This is a genomic window from Hymenobacter sp. CRA2, from assembly GCF_002007105.1.
In the GTDB taxonomy this organism is placed as follows: Bacteria; Bacteroidota; Bacteroidia; order Cytophagales; family Hymenobacteraceae; genus Solirubrum.
Genome location: NZ_MVBC01000011.1, coordinates 1 through 17609, shown reverse-complemented (window position 1 = coordinate 17609; position 17609 = coordinate 1). Strand labels below are relative to the sequence as shown.

The 17609-nt window shown below is 64.0% G+C and carries 11 protein-coding genes; 10 read left to right on the top strand and 1 reads right to left on the bottom strand.

From position 1 onward, the window contains the following. Window positions 1-31: 31 nt before the first annotated feature. The 9 genes from B0919_RS16935 (at window position 32) to B0919_RS16895 (ending at window position 15609) form a co-directional block, all read left to right on the top strand. Entirely contained in the window at window positions 32-1195 is a 1164-nt protein-coding gene (locus B0919_RS16935; RefSeq protein ID WP_078013472.1) for a CaiB/BaiF CoA transferase family protein, read from the top strand. Continuing rightward, on the top strand, window positions 1188-2444 hold the full coding sequence (locus B0919_RS16930; RefSeq protein ID WP_078013471.1) for an ABC transporter substrate-binding protein: 1257 nt from the start codon (window positions 1188-1190) through the stop codon (window positions 2442-2444). The genes B0919_RS16935 and B0919_RS16930 overlap by 8 nt, the downstream gene beginning before the upstream one ends. Then, window positions 2437-3546, top strand: coding sequence for a Gfo/Idh/MocA family protein (locus B0919_RS16925; RefSeq protein ID WP_078013470.1), 1110 nt, complete (start codon window positions 2437-2439; stop codon window positions 3544-3546). Before B0919_RS16930 ends, B0919_RS16925 begins: the two co-directional genes overlap by 8 nt. Window positions 3547-3723: 177 nt before the next feature. Next, the gene (locus B0919_RS16920) at window positions 3724-4176 is read left to right on the top strand and encodes a MaoC family dehydratase (protein ID WP_078013469.1); all 453 of its coding nucleotides are present in this window, start codon (window positions 3724-3726) and stop codon (window positions 4174-4176) included. Window positions 4177-4371: 195 nt separating this feature from the next. Beyond that, complete coding sequence (gene fucP / locus B0919_RS16915; protein ID WP_078013468.1) at window positions 4372-5676, top strand: L-fucose:H+ symporter permease; 1305 nt, start codon at window positions 4372-4374, stop codon at window positions 5674-5676. Between the two features lie 158 nt (window positions 5677-5834). After that, window positions 5835-9356, top strand: a complete 3522-nt coding sequence (locus B0919_RS16910; protein WP_078013467.1) for a glycosyl hydrolase — start codon at window positions 5835-5837, stop codon at window positions 9354-9356. Window positions 9357-9515: 159 nt separating this feature from the next. Beyond that, window positions 9516-11567: a glycoside hydrolase family 127 protein gene (locus B0919_RS16905; RefSeq protein WP_078013466.1), complete on the top strand. Its 2052-nt coding sequence runs from the start codon at window positions 9516-9518 to the stop codon at window positions 11565-11567. Between the two features lie 170 nt (window positions 11568-11737). Next, window positions 11738-13174 (top strand): sialate O-acetylesterase, encoded by a 1437-nt coding sequence (locus tag B0919_RS16900; RefSeq protein WP_078013465.1) that lies wholly within the window; start codon window positions 11738-11740, stop codon window positions 13172-13174. Between the two features lie 125 nt (window positions 13175-13299). Next, window positions 13300-15609, top strand: a complete 2310-nt coding sequence (locus tag B0919_RS16895; RefSeq protein ID WP_078013464.1) for a DUF5703 domain-containing protein — start codon at window positions 13300-13302, stop codon at window positions 15607-15609. On the opposite strand, the gene B0919_RS16890 is transcribed toward B0919_RS16895, so the two are convergent. Continuing rightward, the gene (locus tag B0919_RS16890; RefSeq protein WP_078013463.1) at window positions 15513-15824 is read right to left on the bottom strand and encodes a hypothetical protein; all 312 of its coding nucleotides are present in this window, start codon (window positions 15822-15824) and stop codon (window positions 15513-15515) included. The genes B0919_RS16895 and B0919_RS16890 overlap by 97 nt on opposite strands. Before the next feature lie 727 nt (window positions 15825-16551). On the opposite strand from B0919_RS16890, the gene B0919_RS16885 reads away from it, so the two are divergent. Beyond that, window positions 16552-17001, top strand: a complete 450-nt coding sequence (locus tag B0919_RS16885; RefSeq protein WP_078013462.1) for a hypothetical protein — start codon at window positions 16552-16554, stop codon at window positions 16999-17001. The last annotated feature ends 608 nt before the right edge of the window (window positions 17002-17609 follow it).

Here is a 17609-nt window from a genome sequence, read left to right as displayed (position 1 = left end):
GCTGGACATGACGTTCCACTTTCTACTTCCCATGAAGCCGCTCGAAGACTACTTAGTGGTTGATTTCAGCCAGTTCCTCTCCGGCCCCTCGGCGGCCCTGCGCCTGGCCGATTTCGGGGCGCGGGTCATCAAGATTGAGCGGCCCGAAACCGGCGACATCTGCCGGCACCTCTACACCTCCAACGTCATCATGAACGGGGAGTCGTCGGTGTTTCACGCCATCAACCGCAACAAGGAAAGCTTTGCCGCCGACCTCAAGAGCGAAGCCGACCGCGCCCAGGTCTGGGAGCTGGTGCGCCGCGCCGACGTGGTGATGCACAACTACCGCCCCGGCGTGATGGAGCGCCTGGGTTTCGACTACGCGAGCGTGCGGGCCCAGAACCCCAGCGTGGTCTACGGCGAAATTTCCGGCTACGGCCCCGACGGCCCCTGGCGCGACAAGCCCGGCCAGGATTTGCTCCTGCAGTCCGTTTCGGGCCTGACTTGGCTGAGCGGCAACGCGAACAGCGGCCCGGTGCCCATGGGCCTCTCCATCGTGGATATGCTGGCCGGGGCGCACCTGGCGCAGGGGCTGCTGGCCTGCCTGGTGCGCCGCAGTTTGCGCGGCGAGGGAGGTTTGGTGCAGGTGAGCATGCTCGAATCGGCCATTGACTTTCAGTTCGAGACGCTGACCACGCACTTCAACGACGGCGGCCAACTGCCCCAGCGCACCCGCCACAACAGCGCCCACGCCTACCTCGGCGCGCCCTACGGCATCTACCAGACGCAGAACGGCTACCTGGCCCTGGCCATGGGCTCCATCCCCAAGCTGGGTGAGCTGCTCGGCTGCCCGGCCCTACTGGCGTATCCCGACCCGAAGCAGGCCTTCGAGCAGCGCGACGACATCAAGGCCACGCTGGCTCAGCACCTGCGCACCAACACGACGGAAGCCTGGCTGGCCGTGCTGGAGCCCGCCGATATCTGGTGCGCTGGCGTGCTGCGCTGGGACGAGCTGCTGCAGCACGAGGGTTTCCGCGGCCTGGACATGACGCAGACCGTGCAGATGACCGACGGCTATGCATACCAGACCACCCGCTGCCCCATCCGCCTCGACGGGGAGCTGCTGACCTCGGCTGTCGGCTCGCCCCAGCTGGGCCAGGACAACGCCCGCCTGCAGCAGGAATTCATGACCAGCAACATCGCGCAGCATGACTGAGCCGACCCCGTTCCGCATGGCCGTGCGCAAGTTCGCGCCCTTCGAAGCCCACATGCAGAAGCTCTGGACGGCTTACTGCGCGCACTCCGGCTGCACGCTGCCGGCCGAGTTCGTGGCCCTGGACCTGCACCCGCTGCACCAGAGCCTGCTCACCGACAAGGGCTTGGAAACCGGTGCCTGGGACCTGGCCCACATCAACACCGACTGGCTGCCCGAAGCCCAGGCCGCCGGCGCTTTGCTGGACCTCACGCCGCTCATCGAGCACAACCCGCCGGCCGACTTTCCGCAGGGTTGGAGTCCCTCGTTGCTGGGCATGCAGGGCTATGGCGCCACCACCCTGGGCCTGCCCTTCCACGACGGGCCGGAGTGCCTGATTTACCGCAAAGACCTCTTCGACAATCCGCAGGAGCAAGCCGCCTTTCAGCAGCAGCACGGCCGCCCCTTGCAGCCGCCCACTACCTGGACGGAGCTGCAGCAAGTGGCCCGCTTTTTCCACCGCCCGGCGCAGAACTTGTACGGCTTCGTGGCTGCCGGCTACCCCGACGGGCACAACACCGTCTTCGACTTTTGCCTGCAGCTCTGGACCCGCGGCGGCCAGTTGCTGGATGAGCAGGGGCGGGTGCAGATTGACTCCGCAGCGGCGCGGGAAGGCCTGAGCTTTTACCGCCAGCTGCTGCGCGACCAAGCGGCCATTCACCCGCAGTCCATGCAGTACGAGTCGGTGCAGGCCGGGCAGGCCTTTGCCCGCGGCGAGGCCGCGCTGATGATCAACTGGTTTGGCTTCGCGGCCGTGTGCGAGGTGGACGCGGCCTGCCCGGTGCGCGGCAAAGTCGACATTACCGCCGTGCCGCGCGGCGAAAGTGCAACGGGCCGCTCCGCCTCGCTGAACGTGTATTGGCTGTACGCCATAGCCGCGGGCAGCCGGCACCAGGACGTAGCCTATGACTTTATCCGCTTCGCCACCAGCGCCGAAAACGACAAGCAACTCACGCTGGAAGGCGGCATCGGCTGCCGCCTCTCGACCTGGCACGACGCCGACATCAACGCCCAGGTGCCCTACTACCACAAGCTGGCCGCGCTGCACGAACAGGCCGAAACCCTACCGGCCAAGGCCAACTGGGCCCAGCTGGCCGCCGTCATCGACGAAGTGGTGCTGCAGGCCCTCAACACCGAAGAGCCGGTAGCCGAGCTGCTGGCCGCTGCGCAAGCCAAAATCAACGCTCTAAACACCACTCCCGACCATGTTTAGCATAGCCGGTACCCCAATTCCCTACCAGCCCCAGCGGCCCGCCCGGCCGCTGCCCATCGTCATCGTTGGCGCGGGCGGCATCGTGGGCGACGCCCATTTGCCGGCCTACCGCAAGGCGGGCTTTGAAGTCGTGGGCATCACCAACCGCACCCGCGCCCGGGCCGAAAAGCTGGCCGCGGAGTGGGGCATTCCGCACGTCTACGATTCGGTGGCCGAGGCCGTGGCGTACGCCCCCGCCGACGCGGTCTACGACGTGACCATCATGCCCGAGCAGTTCGTGGCAACGCTGGAGCAGCTACCCGACGGGGCGGCCGTACTGATTCAGAAGCCCATGGGCGACTATTTCTGGCAAAGCCAGCAAATCCTGGAGGTCTGCCGGCGCAAACACCTGGTGGCCGCCATCAACTGCCAGCTGCGGTTCGCCCCCTACGTGGCCGCCGCCCGCCACATGCTGGCCCAGGGCCTGATCGGCGAGCTGTACGATCTGGAAGTGCGCGTGACGCTGGAAACGCCCTGGGAGCTGTTTCCGCACGTGATGGTGCACCCGCGCCTGGAAATCCAGTACCACAGCATCCACTACATCGACCTGATTCGCTCCTTCCTGGGCGAGCCGCAGCGCGTGATGGCCAAGACGCTCAAGCACCCGGCCAAGGCGCTGTCTTCCTCGCGTTCCACCATCCTCTTCGACTACGGCGACACCCTGCACGCGGTCATCAACACCAACCACGACCACTCCTTCGGGCCGCACAACCAGGAAAGCTTTATCAAGTGGGAAGGCACCAAAGGCGCCATCAAAGCCCGCATGGGCCTGCTCATGGACTACCCCCACGGCGTGCCCGACAAGTTTGAGTACTGCCTGGTGCGCGAGGGCGAAGCCCCGAGCTGGCACACGGTGGAGCTGGAAGGCTCATGGTTCCCCGACGCCTTCATGGGCACCATGGGCAGTTTGATGCAGTTCAAAAACGGCGAAATCGATGTATTGCCCACCAGCGTGGAGGACGTCATCAAAACCATGGCCGTAGTGGAAGCGGCGTACGCGGCTAGTGACGGGGCACCCGGCGCTGCGGGCGCCGCTGCCGCCACTACTCTCGAAAAGCGGTAGAGAACAGGACACTTGCCACGCTTTAACCGCGCACCTTAACCACCCCATTAAGCCCCGAACACCACTCCACAGCGACGAACCAGTCGGCAGCCGAAGTCGATGAGCAACTGAACTCACTGCGGCTGATTGGCTTCGCCTCTTCTCGGGAAAGGTGGCCGGGGCCAGGCTCAACCTGCTATGTACTTCAAATCCACCTTTTTCGAAGACTACACCCTCGGCGACAAGCGCGTGACGCTGGGCCGCACGCTCACCGAAACCGACTTCGTGGTCCATGCCGGGCACACGGGCGACTTTTTTCCCCACCACCTCGACGCGGAGTGGTGCAAAACCCAGCCCTTCGGCCAGCGCATTGCCCACGGCACCATGGTGTTCAGCATCGGTATTGGGCTGACGGCCTCGGAAATCAACCCGGAGGCCTTTTCCAAGGGCTACGACCGGCTCCGCTTCATCAAGCCCGTGTTCATCGGCAACACCATCCGCTCGGAAGTCACGATTTCGGAGAAAACCGCGGGCAAAAAGCCAGGCTACGGGCAGGTGACCGAGCACGTGGAAATCTTCAACGAGCACGGCGAAGTCGTGCTGGCCTGCGACCATCTGCTGGTGGTCAAGCTGCGGCCGCAAAGCGCTTAATTGCCCGTCACGACGAGCTTGGCGAGCCAGCTCGCGTGCGGATGTCGGATAGAAATTATTATCCGGCTAAACACGCGACGTGTCTCGACAAGCTCGTCGTGACGGCCTGCCGCCGCTAACAGCCTGACCAGGGCCTGACGACAGCCCGCCAACCCAAAATCCAACCCGAACCTCCCACCCAACCCGCTCCGCCCCATGGCCCTTGCCCCTGCTCCCACCCCGCCGCCGGTTGCCGCTGGCTCCCCCGCCAGCGCCCGCGCCTACCTGCTCCCGTTCATTCTGGTGGTGGGCGTGTTTTTCCTCTGGGGCATGGCGCACAGCCTGGATTCCATCCTGATTCCGCACCTGCAGAAGGCCTGCCAGCTCAACAACCGGCAGTCGACGCTGGTGGACACGGCCGTGTTTCTGGCCTACTTCCTGATGGCCATGCCGGCGGGTATGCTGCTGCAGCGCCTGGGCTACAAGACCACTATTATCCTGGGTTTGCTGGCTTTTGCGGGAGGGGCGTTCCTGTTCGTGCCCGCCGCTGATGCCCGCTCCTACGGTTTGTTCCTGACCGCGCTGTTCATCATCGGCTGCGGGCTGACCACGCTCGAAACCGCCGCCAACCCCTACGCTGCCGTGCTCGGCCCGCCCGAAAGCAGCACCAGCCGCCTGAACCTGGCCGCCTCGTTCAACGGCCTGGCCGTGTTTGTGGCGCCCATCGTCGGGGCCAACATGATTTTGTCGGGCACGGAGTACAGCAAGGCCCAGCTGGCGGCCATGCCCGCGGCCGAGCGCATTGCCTACCTCAACCACGAAGCCGCCGCCGTGAAACTGCCCTACCTGGTGCTGGGCGGCGTGCTGGTGGCGGTGGCGGTGCTCTTCTTTTTCAGCAAGCTGCCCGAAGTGAAAGCAGCCGAAGCCGAGCCCTCGCAGGGCGGCGGCTTCTTCGCCGTGCTCCGGCACCGGCACCTGACCTGGGCCGTGGTAGCGCAGTTTTTCTACGTCGGGGCCCAGGTCTGCGTCACCAGCTTCTTTATCCGCATGGCCAAGCAGGGCGCCGGCGTCGACGAGAAAACCGCCGGCTACTACCTGGCCATGTACGGGCTGCTGTTCATGATCGGGCGCTTCGTGGGCACGGCCCTGCTCAAGTACGTGGCCTCGCAACGGCTGCTGTCGATTTACGCGGTCATTGCCATGGCCTTGTGCGCGGTGGCCGTGTTCGGCGACGGGGCCTACGTCATCTACGCCCTGGGCGCCCTGGGCTTCTTTATGAGCATTATGTTCCCCACCATTTTCGCGCTGGGCATTGCCGGCCTGGGCGACGACACCAAGCCCGGCTCGTCCTGGCTGGTGATGTCCATCGTGGGCGGGGCCATTATTCCCTACCTCATGGGCACGCTCATCGACATGCGCGGCGACAATATTCAGATTGGCTACCTCATTCCGCTGGTGTGCTACCTGGTCATTCTGCTTTTCGGCCAGTACGGCTACCGCATCCGCCACAAGCTGGTTTAGCACGTCAACTGTGGGGCCGCCGCAACCTGGCGTCTCTTCGTCGGCGCCACCAGGGCCACCAACACGATTTTGCTTTAAAGTCCCGTCAGCCGATTTCGTTCTGACGACAAGAAGGTTGCGGCTCCACAAACCGGCCGCTCCGCCCAACCACTTTCCTCATGCTGCACCGGCACACTCTTTCCCTGTCCCTGCTCACCCTAGCGCTGCCCGCCCTGAGCTGGCTGCCGGCAGGTTCGGCCTGGGCGCAGTCGGCGCCGACCTCCGCGGCGGAGCTGCCGGCCGCCTTCCTAAACCCACCCGAGGCGGCCAAGCCCTGGGTATTTTGGTACTGGATGAACGCGGCCGTCACGCCCGAGGGCCTCACGGCCGATCTGGAAGCCATGCGGCAGGCCGGCATCGGCGGGGCCTACCTGATGCCCATCCGCGGCGCGGGCGACAAGCCGCTGGTCACGCCGCCGGCCGAGCAGCTCTCGCCGCGCTGGTGGCAGATGGTGCGCCACGCCATGACGGAAGCCGACCGCCTGGGCCTGAAGCTGGCCATGCACGTGAGCGACGGATTCGCCCTGGCCGGCGGGCCCTGGATTACGCCCGAGCTGGCCATGCAGAAGGTGGTGTTCAGTGAAACGCGGCTGACGGGCGGGCGCCGGCAGGCCATTCAGCTGCCCCAGCCGGCGGCCGTGAAGGGCTACTACCGCGACATTGCCGTGTACGCCTACCCCACGCCCGCCGGCGGCGGGGTCTCGACTTATACGACCAAGCCCACGGTGACCAGCAGCGCCGCCGAGAGCAAGCCCGAGCTGCTGACCACGGCCGGCAACAAGCAGGGTTTCAAACTCACCGAGCCGGGCTGGATTCAGTATGCTTTCGACAAGCCCTTCACGGCCCGCTCGCTGCGCATCCGCTCCAGCGGTTATAACTACCAGGCCAACCGCCTCATCGTGGAAGCCAGCCAGGACGGTAAGACCTTCCGGCCGGTTACGCGCCTGACGCCGCCGCGTAGCGGCTGGCAGGACAGCAGCGCCGTCACGCACGCGCTGCCGACCACCACCGCCCGCTTTTTCCGCTTCCGCTACGACCCCGCCGGCTCCGAGCCGGGCGGCGAAGATCTGGACGCTGCCAAGTGGAAACCCTCGCTGAAAGTGTCGGAAATCCGGCTGTCGGCGGAGGCGCGCATCAACCAGTTTGAGGGCAAAAACGGCGAAGTCTGGCGCGTGAGCCCGCGCAGCACCGCCCGGGAGCTGCCCGATTCCCTGTGCGTGCCGCTGGGCAAGATCCTCAACCTCACCGACAAGCTTGGGGCCGATGGCCGTCTGAGCTGGACCGCTCCGGCCGGGCGCTGGACCATCCTGCGCGTGGGCCACACCGCTACCGGCTACACCAACTACACCGGCGGCGGCGGCCTGGGTTTGGAGTGCGATAAATTCAACCCTGAGGCCGTGAAGCTGCAGTTCGACAGCTGGTTTGGCGAAGCGCTGCGCCAGGGCGGCCCCGAGCTGGCCGGCCGCGTGCTCCGGACCCTGCACGTCGACAGCTGGGAGTGCGGCTCTCAGAACTGGTCCCAGAACTTCGCCGCCGAGTTCCGGCAGCGCCGCGGCTACGATTTGCTGCCCTACCTGCCGGTGCTGGCCGGCGTGCCCCTGCAAAGCGCCGAGGTATCGGAGCGCGTGCTCTTCGACGTGCGCCAGACCATTGCCGAGCTGGTGGCCGACAAATTCTACGTGACGCTGGCCGCCGAAGCCAAGGCCAAAGGCGTGAGCTTCTCGGCCGAAGCCATTGCCCCCACCATGGTCAGCGACGGGCTGCTGCACTACCAGCACGTGGACGCGCCCATGGGAGAGTTCTGGCTGCGCAGCCCCACCCACGACAAGCCCAACGACATGCTCGACGCCATTTCCGGCGCGCATATCTACGGCAAGAACGTGGTGCAGGCCGAGTCCTTCACCGAGCTGAAAATGGCCTGGGACGAGCACCCGGCCATGCTAAAATCGGTGCAGGACCGCAACTACGCGCTGGGCGTCAACCGCCTGGTGTACCACGTCTTCGCCCACAACCCCTGGCTAGATAAAAAACCAGGTATGACGCTCAACGGCGTGGGCCTCTACTTCCAGCGCGACCAGACCTGGTGGCGGCCCGGCCGCGCCTGGGTCGACTACGCCCGCCGCTGCCAGGCGCTCTTGCAGCTGGGCCGCCCGGTGGTGGACGTGGCCGTGTTCAACGGCGAGGAAACCCCGCGCCGCGCCGTGCTGCCCGAGCGCCTCACGACCACCTTGCCCGGCATCGTCGGCCCGCAGAAGGTCGAAAGCGAAAGGAAGCGCCTGGCCAACGCCGGCGTGCCCATGCGCGAAATGCCTGAGAAAGTATTGGCCACGGCCGGCAGCTTCACCGCCGCCATGCTGGTGGACCCACTCCGCGGCTACGCCTACGATTCCTTCAACCCCGATGCGCTGCTGCGTCTGGCCCGGGTCCGCAATGGCCGCATCGAGCTGCCCGGCGGCGCCAGCTACGGCCTGCTCGTAGTGCCCGGCGCTACCACGCTCTGGCCCGACAGCACCTCCATGACGCCCGCCGTGGCGCAGAAGCTGCGGGAGCTGGTGCAGGCCGGCGCCACCGTCCTGCTCGACCGGCAGCCGAGCCGCTCGCCCGAACTGCGCAACTTCCCCCAGGCTGATCAGCAGGTGCAGCAGCTGACGGCCAGCCTGAAAACCGCCACCACCGACGCCCAGGCTTCTGCTGTGTCTGGCTCCGCCTCTCCACCGGAGGGTGAGGCAAACCGCCAGAATGGCCGCCTGCTGCGCGGCCCCTACACCGCCGAGTCCTTCGAGCCGCTGGGCCTGACCCGCGACGTGACGGCCAGCTACCCGGGCGGCCAGCGCGCCCGCGGCATTGCCTGGACGCACCGCACGGCCGAGCAGTTCGACATTTACTTCGTGTCCAATCAGCTTGACTCCTTGCAGACCATCGACCTGTCGTTGCGCGTGGCTGGTCGGCAGCCGGAGCTATGGGACGCGGTAACGGGCGAAACCCGCCCGGCGCTGGACTGGCAGCAGGAACACGGCCGCACCCGCTTGCCGCTGCGCCTGGAGCCGAGCGGGTCGATATTTGTCGTCTTCCGCCAGCCGACCTCGCAACTCAGTGCGCACAACGGCCAGAACTGGCTGATGACTACGCCCGCGCAAACGCTTAACGGTCCCTGGCAGGTGCAGTTCGATGTCAAAGCCGGCGGCCCGGCCCAGCCCGTGGCATTTGCGCAGCTAAGTGACTGGAGCCAACACGCCGACGCAAGCATCCGCCACTACTCCGGCACGGCCGACTACACGAAGGCTTTCCGTTGGAAAGCGAAAAAGAAGTCCGACCAGCGCGTGTATATCGAACTCGGGCAGGTAAACAACCTAGCCGAAGTGGAGTTGAATGGCCAGTCCGTCGGCACGGCCTGGACCGCACCTTACCGCCTCGACATCACCGACGCCGTGCGCAAGGGCGACAATCAGCTGCGCATCCGGGTGACCAACACCTGGGCCAACCGCCTCATCGGCGACGCGGCCCTCCCGGCCGAGCAGCGCCGCACCTCGCTGACCACGGCGCCCGCGCCAGCCGCCACCAAGCCGCTGCTGCCCGCCGGCTTGCTCGGGCCGGTGCTCATCAGCACAGCCACGGAATCAGCACCAAATCCGACCAGATAACCGAACGTCATTCCGAGCAAAGTCGAGGAACCGAAGGAAGGCGTAAGCCAATCTCGCCAGGTAGCAATTCTCTTGTTGAACGAACAGGTTGCTATCCGGCATCAGCCCGCGAGATGCCTCGACAAGCTCGACATGACGGCCATTTTGCCCTCTCCTATCATGAATTTCCCCACCCATAAACTCCTCACCGCCGCCCTGCTCACCGGCTTGGCCGTGGCCGCCCGCCCGGCGCCCGCCCAGGACAAGGGCCTCGTCAATACCAGCGCCAGCAAGCACGCCAAGCTCAGCGGCGTGGATTTGAGCAGCGTGCAGTGGCAGCCCCAGGGCTTCTGGGGGGAGCGGTTCCGCGTGTGCCGCGAGTCCATGATTCCGACCATGTGGGCGCTCTACCACGACCCGGTGCGCAACCATAGCTTCCGCAACTTCGAAATAGCGGCCGGCCTGCAGAAAGGCGAGCATAAGGGCCCGCCCTTCCACGACGGCGACTTTTACAAGTTGTTCGAATCGGTGGCGGCGACCTACGCGGTGACCAAGGACCCCAAGCTGGACCAGATGATGGACGAGGCCATCCAAGTCATTGCCAAGTGCCAGCGGCCCGACGGCTACCTGAACACCCAGGCCACCATTGCGGCTATGAACACGGGCAAGAGCACCGCGTTTCAGGACCGGCTGAACTTCGAGAGCTACAACCTGGGCCACCTGATGACGGCCGCCTGCGTGCACTACCGCGCCACGGGCAAGACCACGATGCTGGACCTGGCGAAAAAGGCCACCGACTACCTCTACAACTTCTACCAACGCTCCTCGCCCGAGCTGGCGCGCAACGCCATTTGCCCCTCGCACTACATGGGCGTGGTGGAAATGTACCGCACCACCCAGGATGCGCGCTACCTGGAGCTGGCCCAGCAGCTGATCAACATCCGCGGGCTGGCCGGCGACATCGGCACCGACGACAACCAGGACCGCCTGCCGTTCCGGCAGATGCAGAAAGCCGGCGGCCACGCCGTGCGCGCCAACTACCTCTTCGCCGGGGTGGCCGACGTGTACGCCGAAACCGGCGACGCGACCCTGCTCACCACGCTCAACAAGATGTGGGACGACGTGACCTCGCGCAAGATGTACGTGACCGGGGCCTGCGGAGCCCTGTACGACGGCGTCTCGCCCGACGGCACGGCTTACAAGCCCGACACGGTGCAGAAAATCCACCAGGCCTACGGGCGCGACTACCAGCTGCCTAACCACACGGCCCACGGCGAAACCTGCGCCAACATCGGCAACGTGCTCTGGAACTGGCGCATGCTGCAGCTCACCGGCGAGGCCAGGTACGCCGACGTGCTGGAAACGGCCCTCTACAACAGCGTGCTCAGCGGTATCAGCCTCGACGGCAAGAAGTTTCTCTACACCAACCCCCTGGCCTACTCCGACGCGCTGCCCTTCCAGCAGCGCTGGTCGAAGGACCGCGTCGACTACATCAGCCTCTCCAACTGCTGCCCGCCCAACGTGGTGCGCACCGTGGCCGAAGTCGGTAATTACGCCTACAGCGTGTCGGACCGGGGCCTGTGGCTGAACCTCTACGGCGCCAACGACCTAACCACCAAGCTCAAGAGCGGCGCCGCGCTCAAGCTCAAGCAAACCACCAACTACCCCTGGGACGGCGCCGTGCAGCTCACGGTGCAGGAAGCCCCGGCCGCCGCGTTTTCCCTGTTTCTGCGCGTGCCGGCCTGGGCCGCGGGCGCCAAGGTGCTCGTGAACGGCAAAGCCCAGGCGGTGGCACTGACGCCCGGCACGTACGCGGAAATCAACCGCCCGTGGAAAAGCGGCGACAAGGTAGAACTGGCCCTGCCCATGCCCGCGCAGCTCGTCGAAGCCAATCCGCTGGTGGAGGAAACCCGCAACCAAGTGGCCGTCAAGCGCGGCCCCATCGTGTACTGCCTCGAAACCAAGGACTTTCCGGCCGGCCAGCCGCTGTCGGCCCTCACCATCCCGGCCGGCATCAAGCTCACGCCCAAGCCGCTGACCATAGCCGGCAGCCAGCTGATGAGCCTGACCGGCAAGGGCGAGCTGGCCGCCGAGCCGCAGTGGCAGGGGCAGCTCTACCGCCCGGTATCGGCCCGCAAGCCCACCGCTGTGCCGCTGACGCTGGTGCCCTACTACGCCTGGGGCAACCGCGGCCACGCCGACATGGAAGTGTGGATTCCGGTGAGCCGGTAGTTTCTAAAGTTAGACTAGGACTAGCTCCCCTCCTCAGATGAGGAGGGGTTAGGGGTGGTTGAATGACGTTTGGACAACTTCTAATTCCAGCTCTTTCTAGCTCTAGCTCATCAACCACCCCAACCCCTCCTCATCTGAGGAGGGGAGCTAGCTTTAGCTTCATTCTCCGCATGAACACCAAGCCCCTCCTGCTTTCCGCCGCCCTGCTCCTGGCCCCGCTCCTGCTGCGGGCCGAGCTGCGCCTGCCCTCCCTCTTCACCGACAACATGATTTTCCAGCAGCAGGCCGAGTGCGCTGTCTGGGGCTGGGCCAAGCCAGGTGCTAAAATCACCGTATCCCCGTCGTGGGCCAAGCAGAAGTACCAAGCCCAGGCCGACGACAAGGGCCGCTGGAAGCTGCGGGTGAAGACGCCGGCCGCGGGCGGGCCTTACACGCTCAACTTCAGCGGCGACGACAAGCCCTTGACGCTGAATAACGTACTGGTGGGCGAGGTGTGGCTCTGCGGGGGGCAGTCGAACATGGAGATGCCGATGAAGGGCTTCAAGGGCCAGCCGATTCTGGGCTCCAACGAGGCCATTCTGCACTCCACGAACCCCAACATCCGCCTCTACAACGTGCCGCGCAACTCGCGCACCGCGCCCAAGGACAACAGCAAGCCCTTTGCCTGGAAGCTGGCCGAGCCGGAGGCGGTGGCCAATTTCAGCGCCACGGCCTACTACTTCGGTCGGCTGTTGCAGGAGCAGTTGCACGTACCCGTTGGGCTGATTAACTGCAGCTACGGCGGCTCCACCATCGAGGCGTGGATGAGCGAGGAAACCTTGCGGCAGTTTGCGGGCGTGACGATTCCACCCAAAACCGACTCCATCAAGGTGGTTAACCGCACGCCCACCACGCTCTACAACGGCATGCTGCACCCGGTAGCGGGCTACGGCATCCGCGGGGCCCTGTGGTACCAGGGCGAGTCGAACTACGAGCACCCGGACGAGTACCCGGCCCGGCTGGCGGCGCTGGTGAAGCAGTGGCGCGCGGAGTGGGGCCAGGGCGAATTTCCGTTCTACTACGCCCAGATTGCGCCCTACAATTACGCCCAGCTGCCGCCTTATAACAAGGGCGGCAAGTTCAACTCGGCCTTTATCCGCGACGCTCAGCGCAAGGCCGAAACGCAGATTCCTAACGCCGCCATGGCCGTGCTGCTCGACGTGGGCGAGGAAGCCAGCATCCACCCCATGCGCAAGGAGCCCGGCGGGCAGCGGCTGGCGCTGCTGGCCCTGCAGAAAATCTACGGCCGCAAGGGCTTCGGGGCGGTGAGCCCGGCGTATGAATCGATGGAAGTAAAGGAGGGCACCGCGGTGGTGAAGTTTAAGGACGCACCCAACGGCATGACCTCCTTCGGCGAGGCGCTGACGGGCTTTGAAGTGGCCGGGGCCGACCAGAAATGGTTTCCCGCCAAAGCCAGCATCGACGGCAGCGTCATCAAGGTGACGGCCGAGCAAGTCAAGCAGCCGGTGGCCGTGCGCTACGCCTTTCAGGACTTCACCCGCGCCACGCTCTACAGCACCGAGGGCCTGCCGGTGTCCTCGTTCCGCACCGATGACTGGGCGCAATGAACCAAGCGCCTCATTCCGTGCCCCTCCCTCCGGAAGGAAGGACGTGCTATCAAACGTCGTCGCCTGTAGAACAGCCCCCTTGTCGTCCGGCTCCCCCTCTCCTTTTTCGGAGAGGGGGCCGGAGGGTGAGGCGCCTCGCCTGGGCCGGCCTGCTCCTACTAGCCAGCCTCCCGGCTGCCGCCCAAAGCCCCGAACTGGCCACCAACAACATCACCTGGACCAGCCCGAGCCGCAACAGCGCCGAGTCCATGCCCTGCGGCGGCGGCGACGTGGGCCTGAACGTGTGGTCTGAAAACGGCGATGTGCTCTTCTACGCCGCCCGCAGCGGCACCTTCGACGAAAACAACTCCCTGCTCAAGCTCGGCCGCGTGCGCCTGCGTCTCTCGCCGAATCCGTTTGAAAAAGGCTCCTTCACCCAGACGCTGAACCTACGGCAGGGCGACGTGACGCTGACCGCCGCGCAAGGCGGCCTGCAAGCGCAGGTGCACATCTGGGTCGACGTGTTCCGCCCCGTAGTGCACGTGGAAGTGAGCAGCAACCAGAAGCTCACGGCCGAGGCCCGCTACGAAAGCTGGCGCTTCCAGGACCGCCTGCCGAAGGGCAAGGAAAACAACCAGAACTCCTACAAGTGGGCTCCACAGGGTGAGGTCAGAACGCGCCACGACAGCATCAGCTTCCGCAACGGCGCGGTGGAGTTCGTGCACCAGAACCGCCCCGCAACCGTCTTCGACGTGGCGGTGCGCCAGCAGGGCCTCGAAGCCGTGAAGGCGCAGCTGTACAACCCGCTGCAGAACCTCATCTTCGGCGGGGCGCTGACCGGCGAGAACATGCAGCCGGCCGGCACCTCCGAGGGCCAATACCAACGCACGCCCTACCGTGCCTATGCCCTGAAAAGCCGCAGCGCCGCCCGCAGCCACGCCTTTACGCTGGCCCTGCACACCAGCTACGCGCCCAGCCTGGCGCAGTGGCAGCGGGAGCTGCAGCAAACCCAGCAAGCCGCCCGGCAAAACCCCAAAGCCGCCCGGCAGCAGACGCTGGCCTGGTGGCGCAGCTTCTGGCAGCGCAGCTTCATCCACGTACAGCCGGACCGAGCCGCTGAAAACGCCCCCGAGTGGCAGGCCGGCCGCAATTATCAGCTGATGCGCTATATGCTCGGCTGCAATGGCCTGGGCCAGTGGCCCACCAAGTTCAACGGCGGCCTGTTTACCTACGACCCCGCCCTGACCGACTCCACGCTGAAGTTCACCCCGGACTTCCGTAACTGGGGCGGCGGCACGCACACGGCCCAGAACCAGCGCCTCGTGTACTGGCCGCTGCTCAAAAGCGGCGACGCGGCCCTACTCAAGCCGCAGTTCGATTTTTACCTGCGCCTACTCAAAAACGCCGAACTGCGCAGCCAGATGTACTGGCAGCACCCCGGCGCCTGCTTTACCGAACAGCTCGAAAACTTCGGCCTGCCCAACCCCGCCGAGTACGGCTGGAAGCGGCCGCCCAGCTTTGACCCCGGCCTGGAGTACAACGCCTGGCTGGAATACGAGTGGGACACGGTGCTGGAATTCTGCCTGATGATGCTCGACGCCGGGCAGTACAGCGGCCAGGACGTGCGGCCGTATTTGCCCTTCATCGAAAGCTGCCTGACCTTCTTCGACCAGCACTACCAGCAGCTGGCCCGGCAGCGCGGCGCCAAAGCCCTCGACGGCGAAGGCCACCTCGTGCTCTACCCCGGTTCGGGAGCCGAGACCTACAAGATGGCCTACAACTCCACCGCCACCATCAGCGGCCTGCGCACGGTGCTCACGCGCCTGCTGGCCTTGCCGCCGCAGATGGGCTCGGCGGAACAGCGCAAGACGTGGACGGCCATGCTCGGCCGCATCCCCAATATCAGCTTCCGCGAAATCGACGGGCATAGGATGCTGGCGCCGGCCAAAAGCTGGGAGCGGGTTAACAACGTGGAAAGCCCGCAGCTCTACCCGGTGTTTCCCTGGGGCCTGTACGGCATCGGCCGGCCCGATCTGGATGTGGCGCAGAATACCTACCGCTACGACCCGGACGTGCAGAAATTCCGCACCCACATCGGCTGGAAGCAGCACAACATCTTCGCCGCCCGCCTGGGGCTGACCGACGAGGCCGCCGCCCTCACGGTGCAGAAGCTGCAGGACTCGGGCCGCCGCTTTCCCGCCTTCTGGGGCCCCGGCTACGACTGGGCGCCCGACCACAACTGGGGCGGCGCGGGCATGATCGGGCTGCAGGAAATGCTGCTGCAAACCGACGACCGGAAAATCTACCTGCTGCCGGCCTGGCCCCGCGCCTGGGACGTGCATTTCAAGCTCCACGCGCCCTACCAGACCACCGTGGAATGTACCGTGAAGGATGGCAAAATCACCGAGCTGAAGGTGACGCCGGAGTCGCGGCGCGCGGACGTGGAGGTAAAGTAGTGAGATGGTGAAATAGTGATATTGACGCTCAGGGGGCATGTTGGGGGCTCCACGTTGGCGAGCGTCCAGGTATGGTCGAAGCGGGCGAAGTCCAGGTCGCGCTGCGTCTTCTCGCCCAGGGCTTCCACCAGCCGCTTGTTGCCGGCCACCAGCTGCACCTGATAGCGGCCGTCGAAGCCTTTGAGCAGCAGCCAGGCGCGGGGCATGATGTCCACGCCGTCGGCCTAGAGCGTCACGTCGGGCAGGGAACAGTAGGGCAGCCGCTGGATGCTGCTGTCCGTAGGCCGCCTGGCTGAGGGCGTGGTGGTTCTTGCTGGTGGCCGGCAGGCTGGCCTTGGGCGTAGTGTCGCTGAGCACCTTAGTCGGGCCCACTAAACCCGACACCACGAAGTTGGGCAGGATAAACGTCTGCTCATCGAGGTCCAACTCGACACCGGCGGCAAATAACTGATTCATCGGGCAGGGGCAGAATGCGGTAGTGAAGCTATCTGCTTCCCCCGTGCAGGCTAGGCAGGGCAATCGACCTTTTGTTACACACGCCCGGTTATATTGGTGTAAGGCACTGAAAATAATTCACTTACCCCTAATAACATGAAATAGATGGGCAATGATATAATTGAACTATTATAATTTAAAATATCACATATACAATCAATAATTATACATACGATTGTGATATTAATAGTCACAATAATTGCATTAATTTCCTTTTTACTTTTGATTTAGTAAGGAATATTTACTGCTGTAATTCTGCTACTCAAAAAATTCTGCGTGCACGCTAATTCAGAGAATGTAGGACACATATCCTTAACTCATTTTGTCAACAACTTTCCTAAATGGGACACCATTCCAATACCCAAATACAGAAGCAAGTACAGAGCAGCTCTGACCTCGTTGCAAAAATGGACGCGCTGTCTGCGCAGATGTCTGCCACGCTGTTCAATGATTTTCAGACGAACATGGGTGGGGGTGGCACTGCCCAATGCCGTGGTGGCCGACGTTCGGGTTGTGCAGTTCGATATGGTCTATTCGACGGACCCTATCGCTAACGAATACACGGAAGGCGCACAACTGCTGCTGCAATCCGCATTTGACGGCGATAAGCAAAAGGTGGCAACCGATGCCCTGGATGTGGTGACCACCGTCCTAAATAATATTATCGGTTCAGGTTCCGTCCAGACCGGTGCTCAGTTCGAATCGACCAAGACGCCAGTTCCAAATGCAGACGGCTCAGGGCAGACCACGACTTATGTAAGCGCTTGTTACTCCGTCGTTGAGGAAGCCTCAGCACAAGACTGGGCCACTCAGGAGAACTTCTACGTGTCCTACTACGCGCTGGTAGTATGGGCGCCAGGGGAGGAAGACTTGGCTCGATTCAAGGCTACCCGCTAGCCGGTACGCCATGCAGCAATACCACGTAGACGCCCTTGCTACAGATATCGAGAAGCGGATGAAGACTAGGTTCCTAAGCCCAATCCTCGACATCGAGGGTGGCTGGGAATACTGGATTCAGATCGACTTTCCCGTCTATCTGGATGTGTTCCACAGTACACAGTATGACTTCCGGCGAGAAGTGGCCCATATGTTCGGGTACGGGGGGCGTCTCGATTGGGTCCTTAATAGTCAGTTAGGGGGGTACCACGCCCACGGCTGTAGAGATCAAAGCACAAACGCACAAATACATCAATAGCAATTTCATCGCCGACGTGGCTACTGATATTGGCGCGCTTAAATCGTTGACAGGCACATGCCAAAAGTTGATGCTGATGGCTGTGATTGATCAGACAGCGAAAAGGTCCCTCATTGATACTATGAAGTTTGTCCCAATAGCTGACTACGAGAAAAAGGTTTCTTTTTTGACCCTGAGTATCTAAGAGCGTGTTGGGGAATTAGGTGATTCGATTTAGGCAGAGCGTGATGTTGGCCCAGAGAATCCAGGCGGCGTGGCTTTCGGGCAGGTGCTCGTAGTCGACCACTAGGCGGCGGAAGCAGTTGAGCCA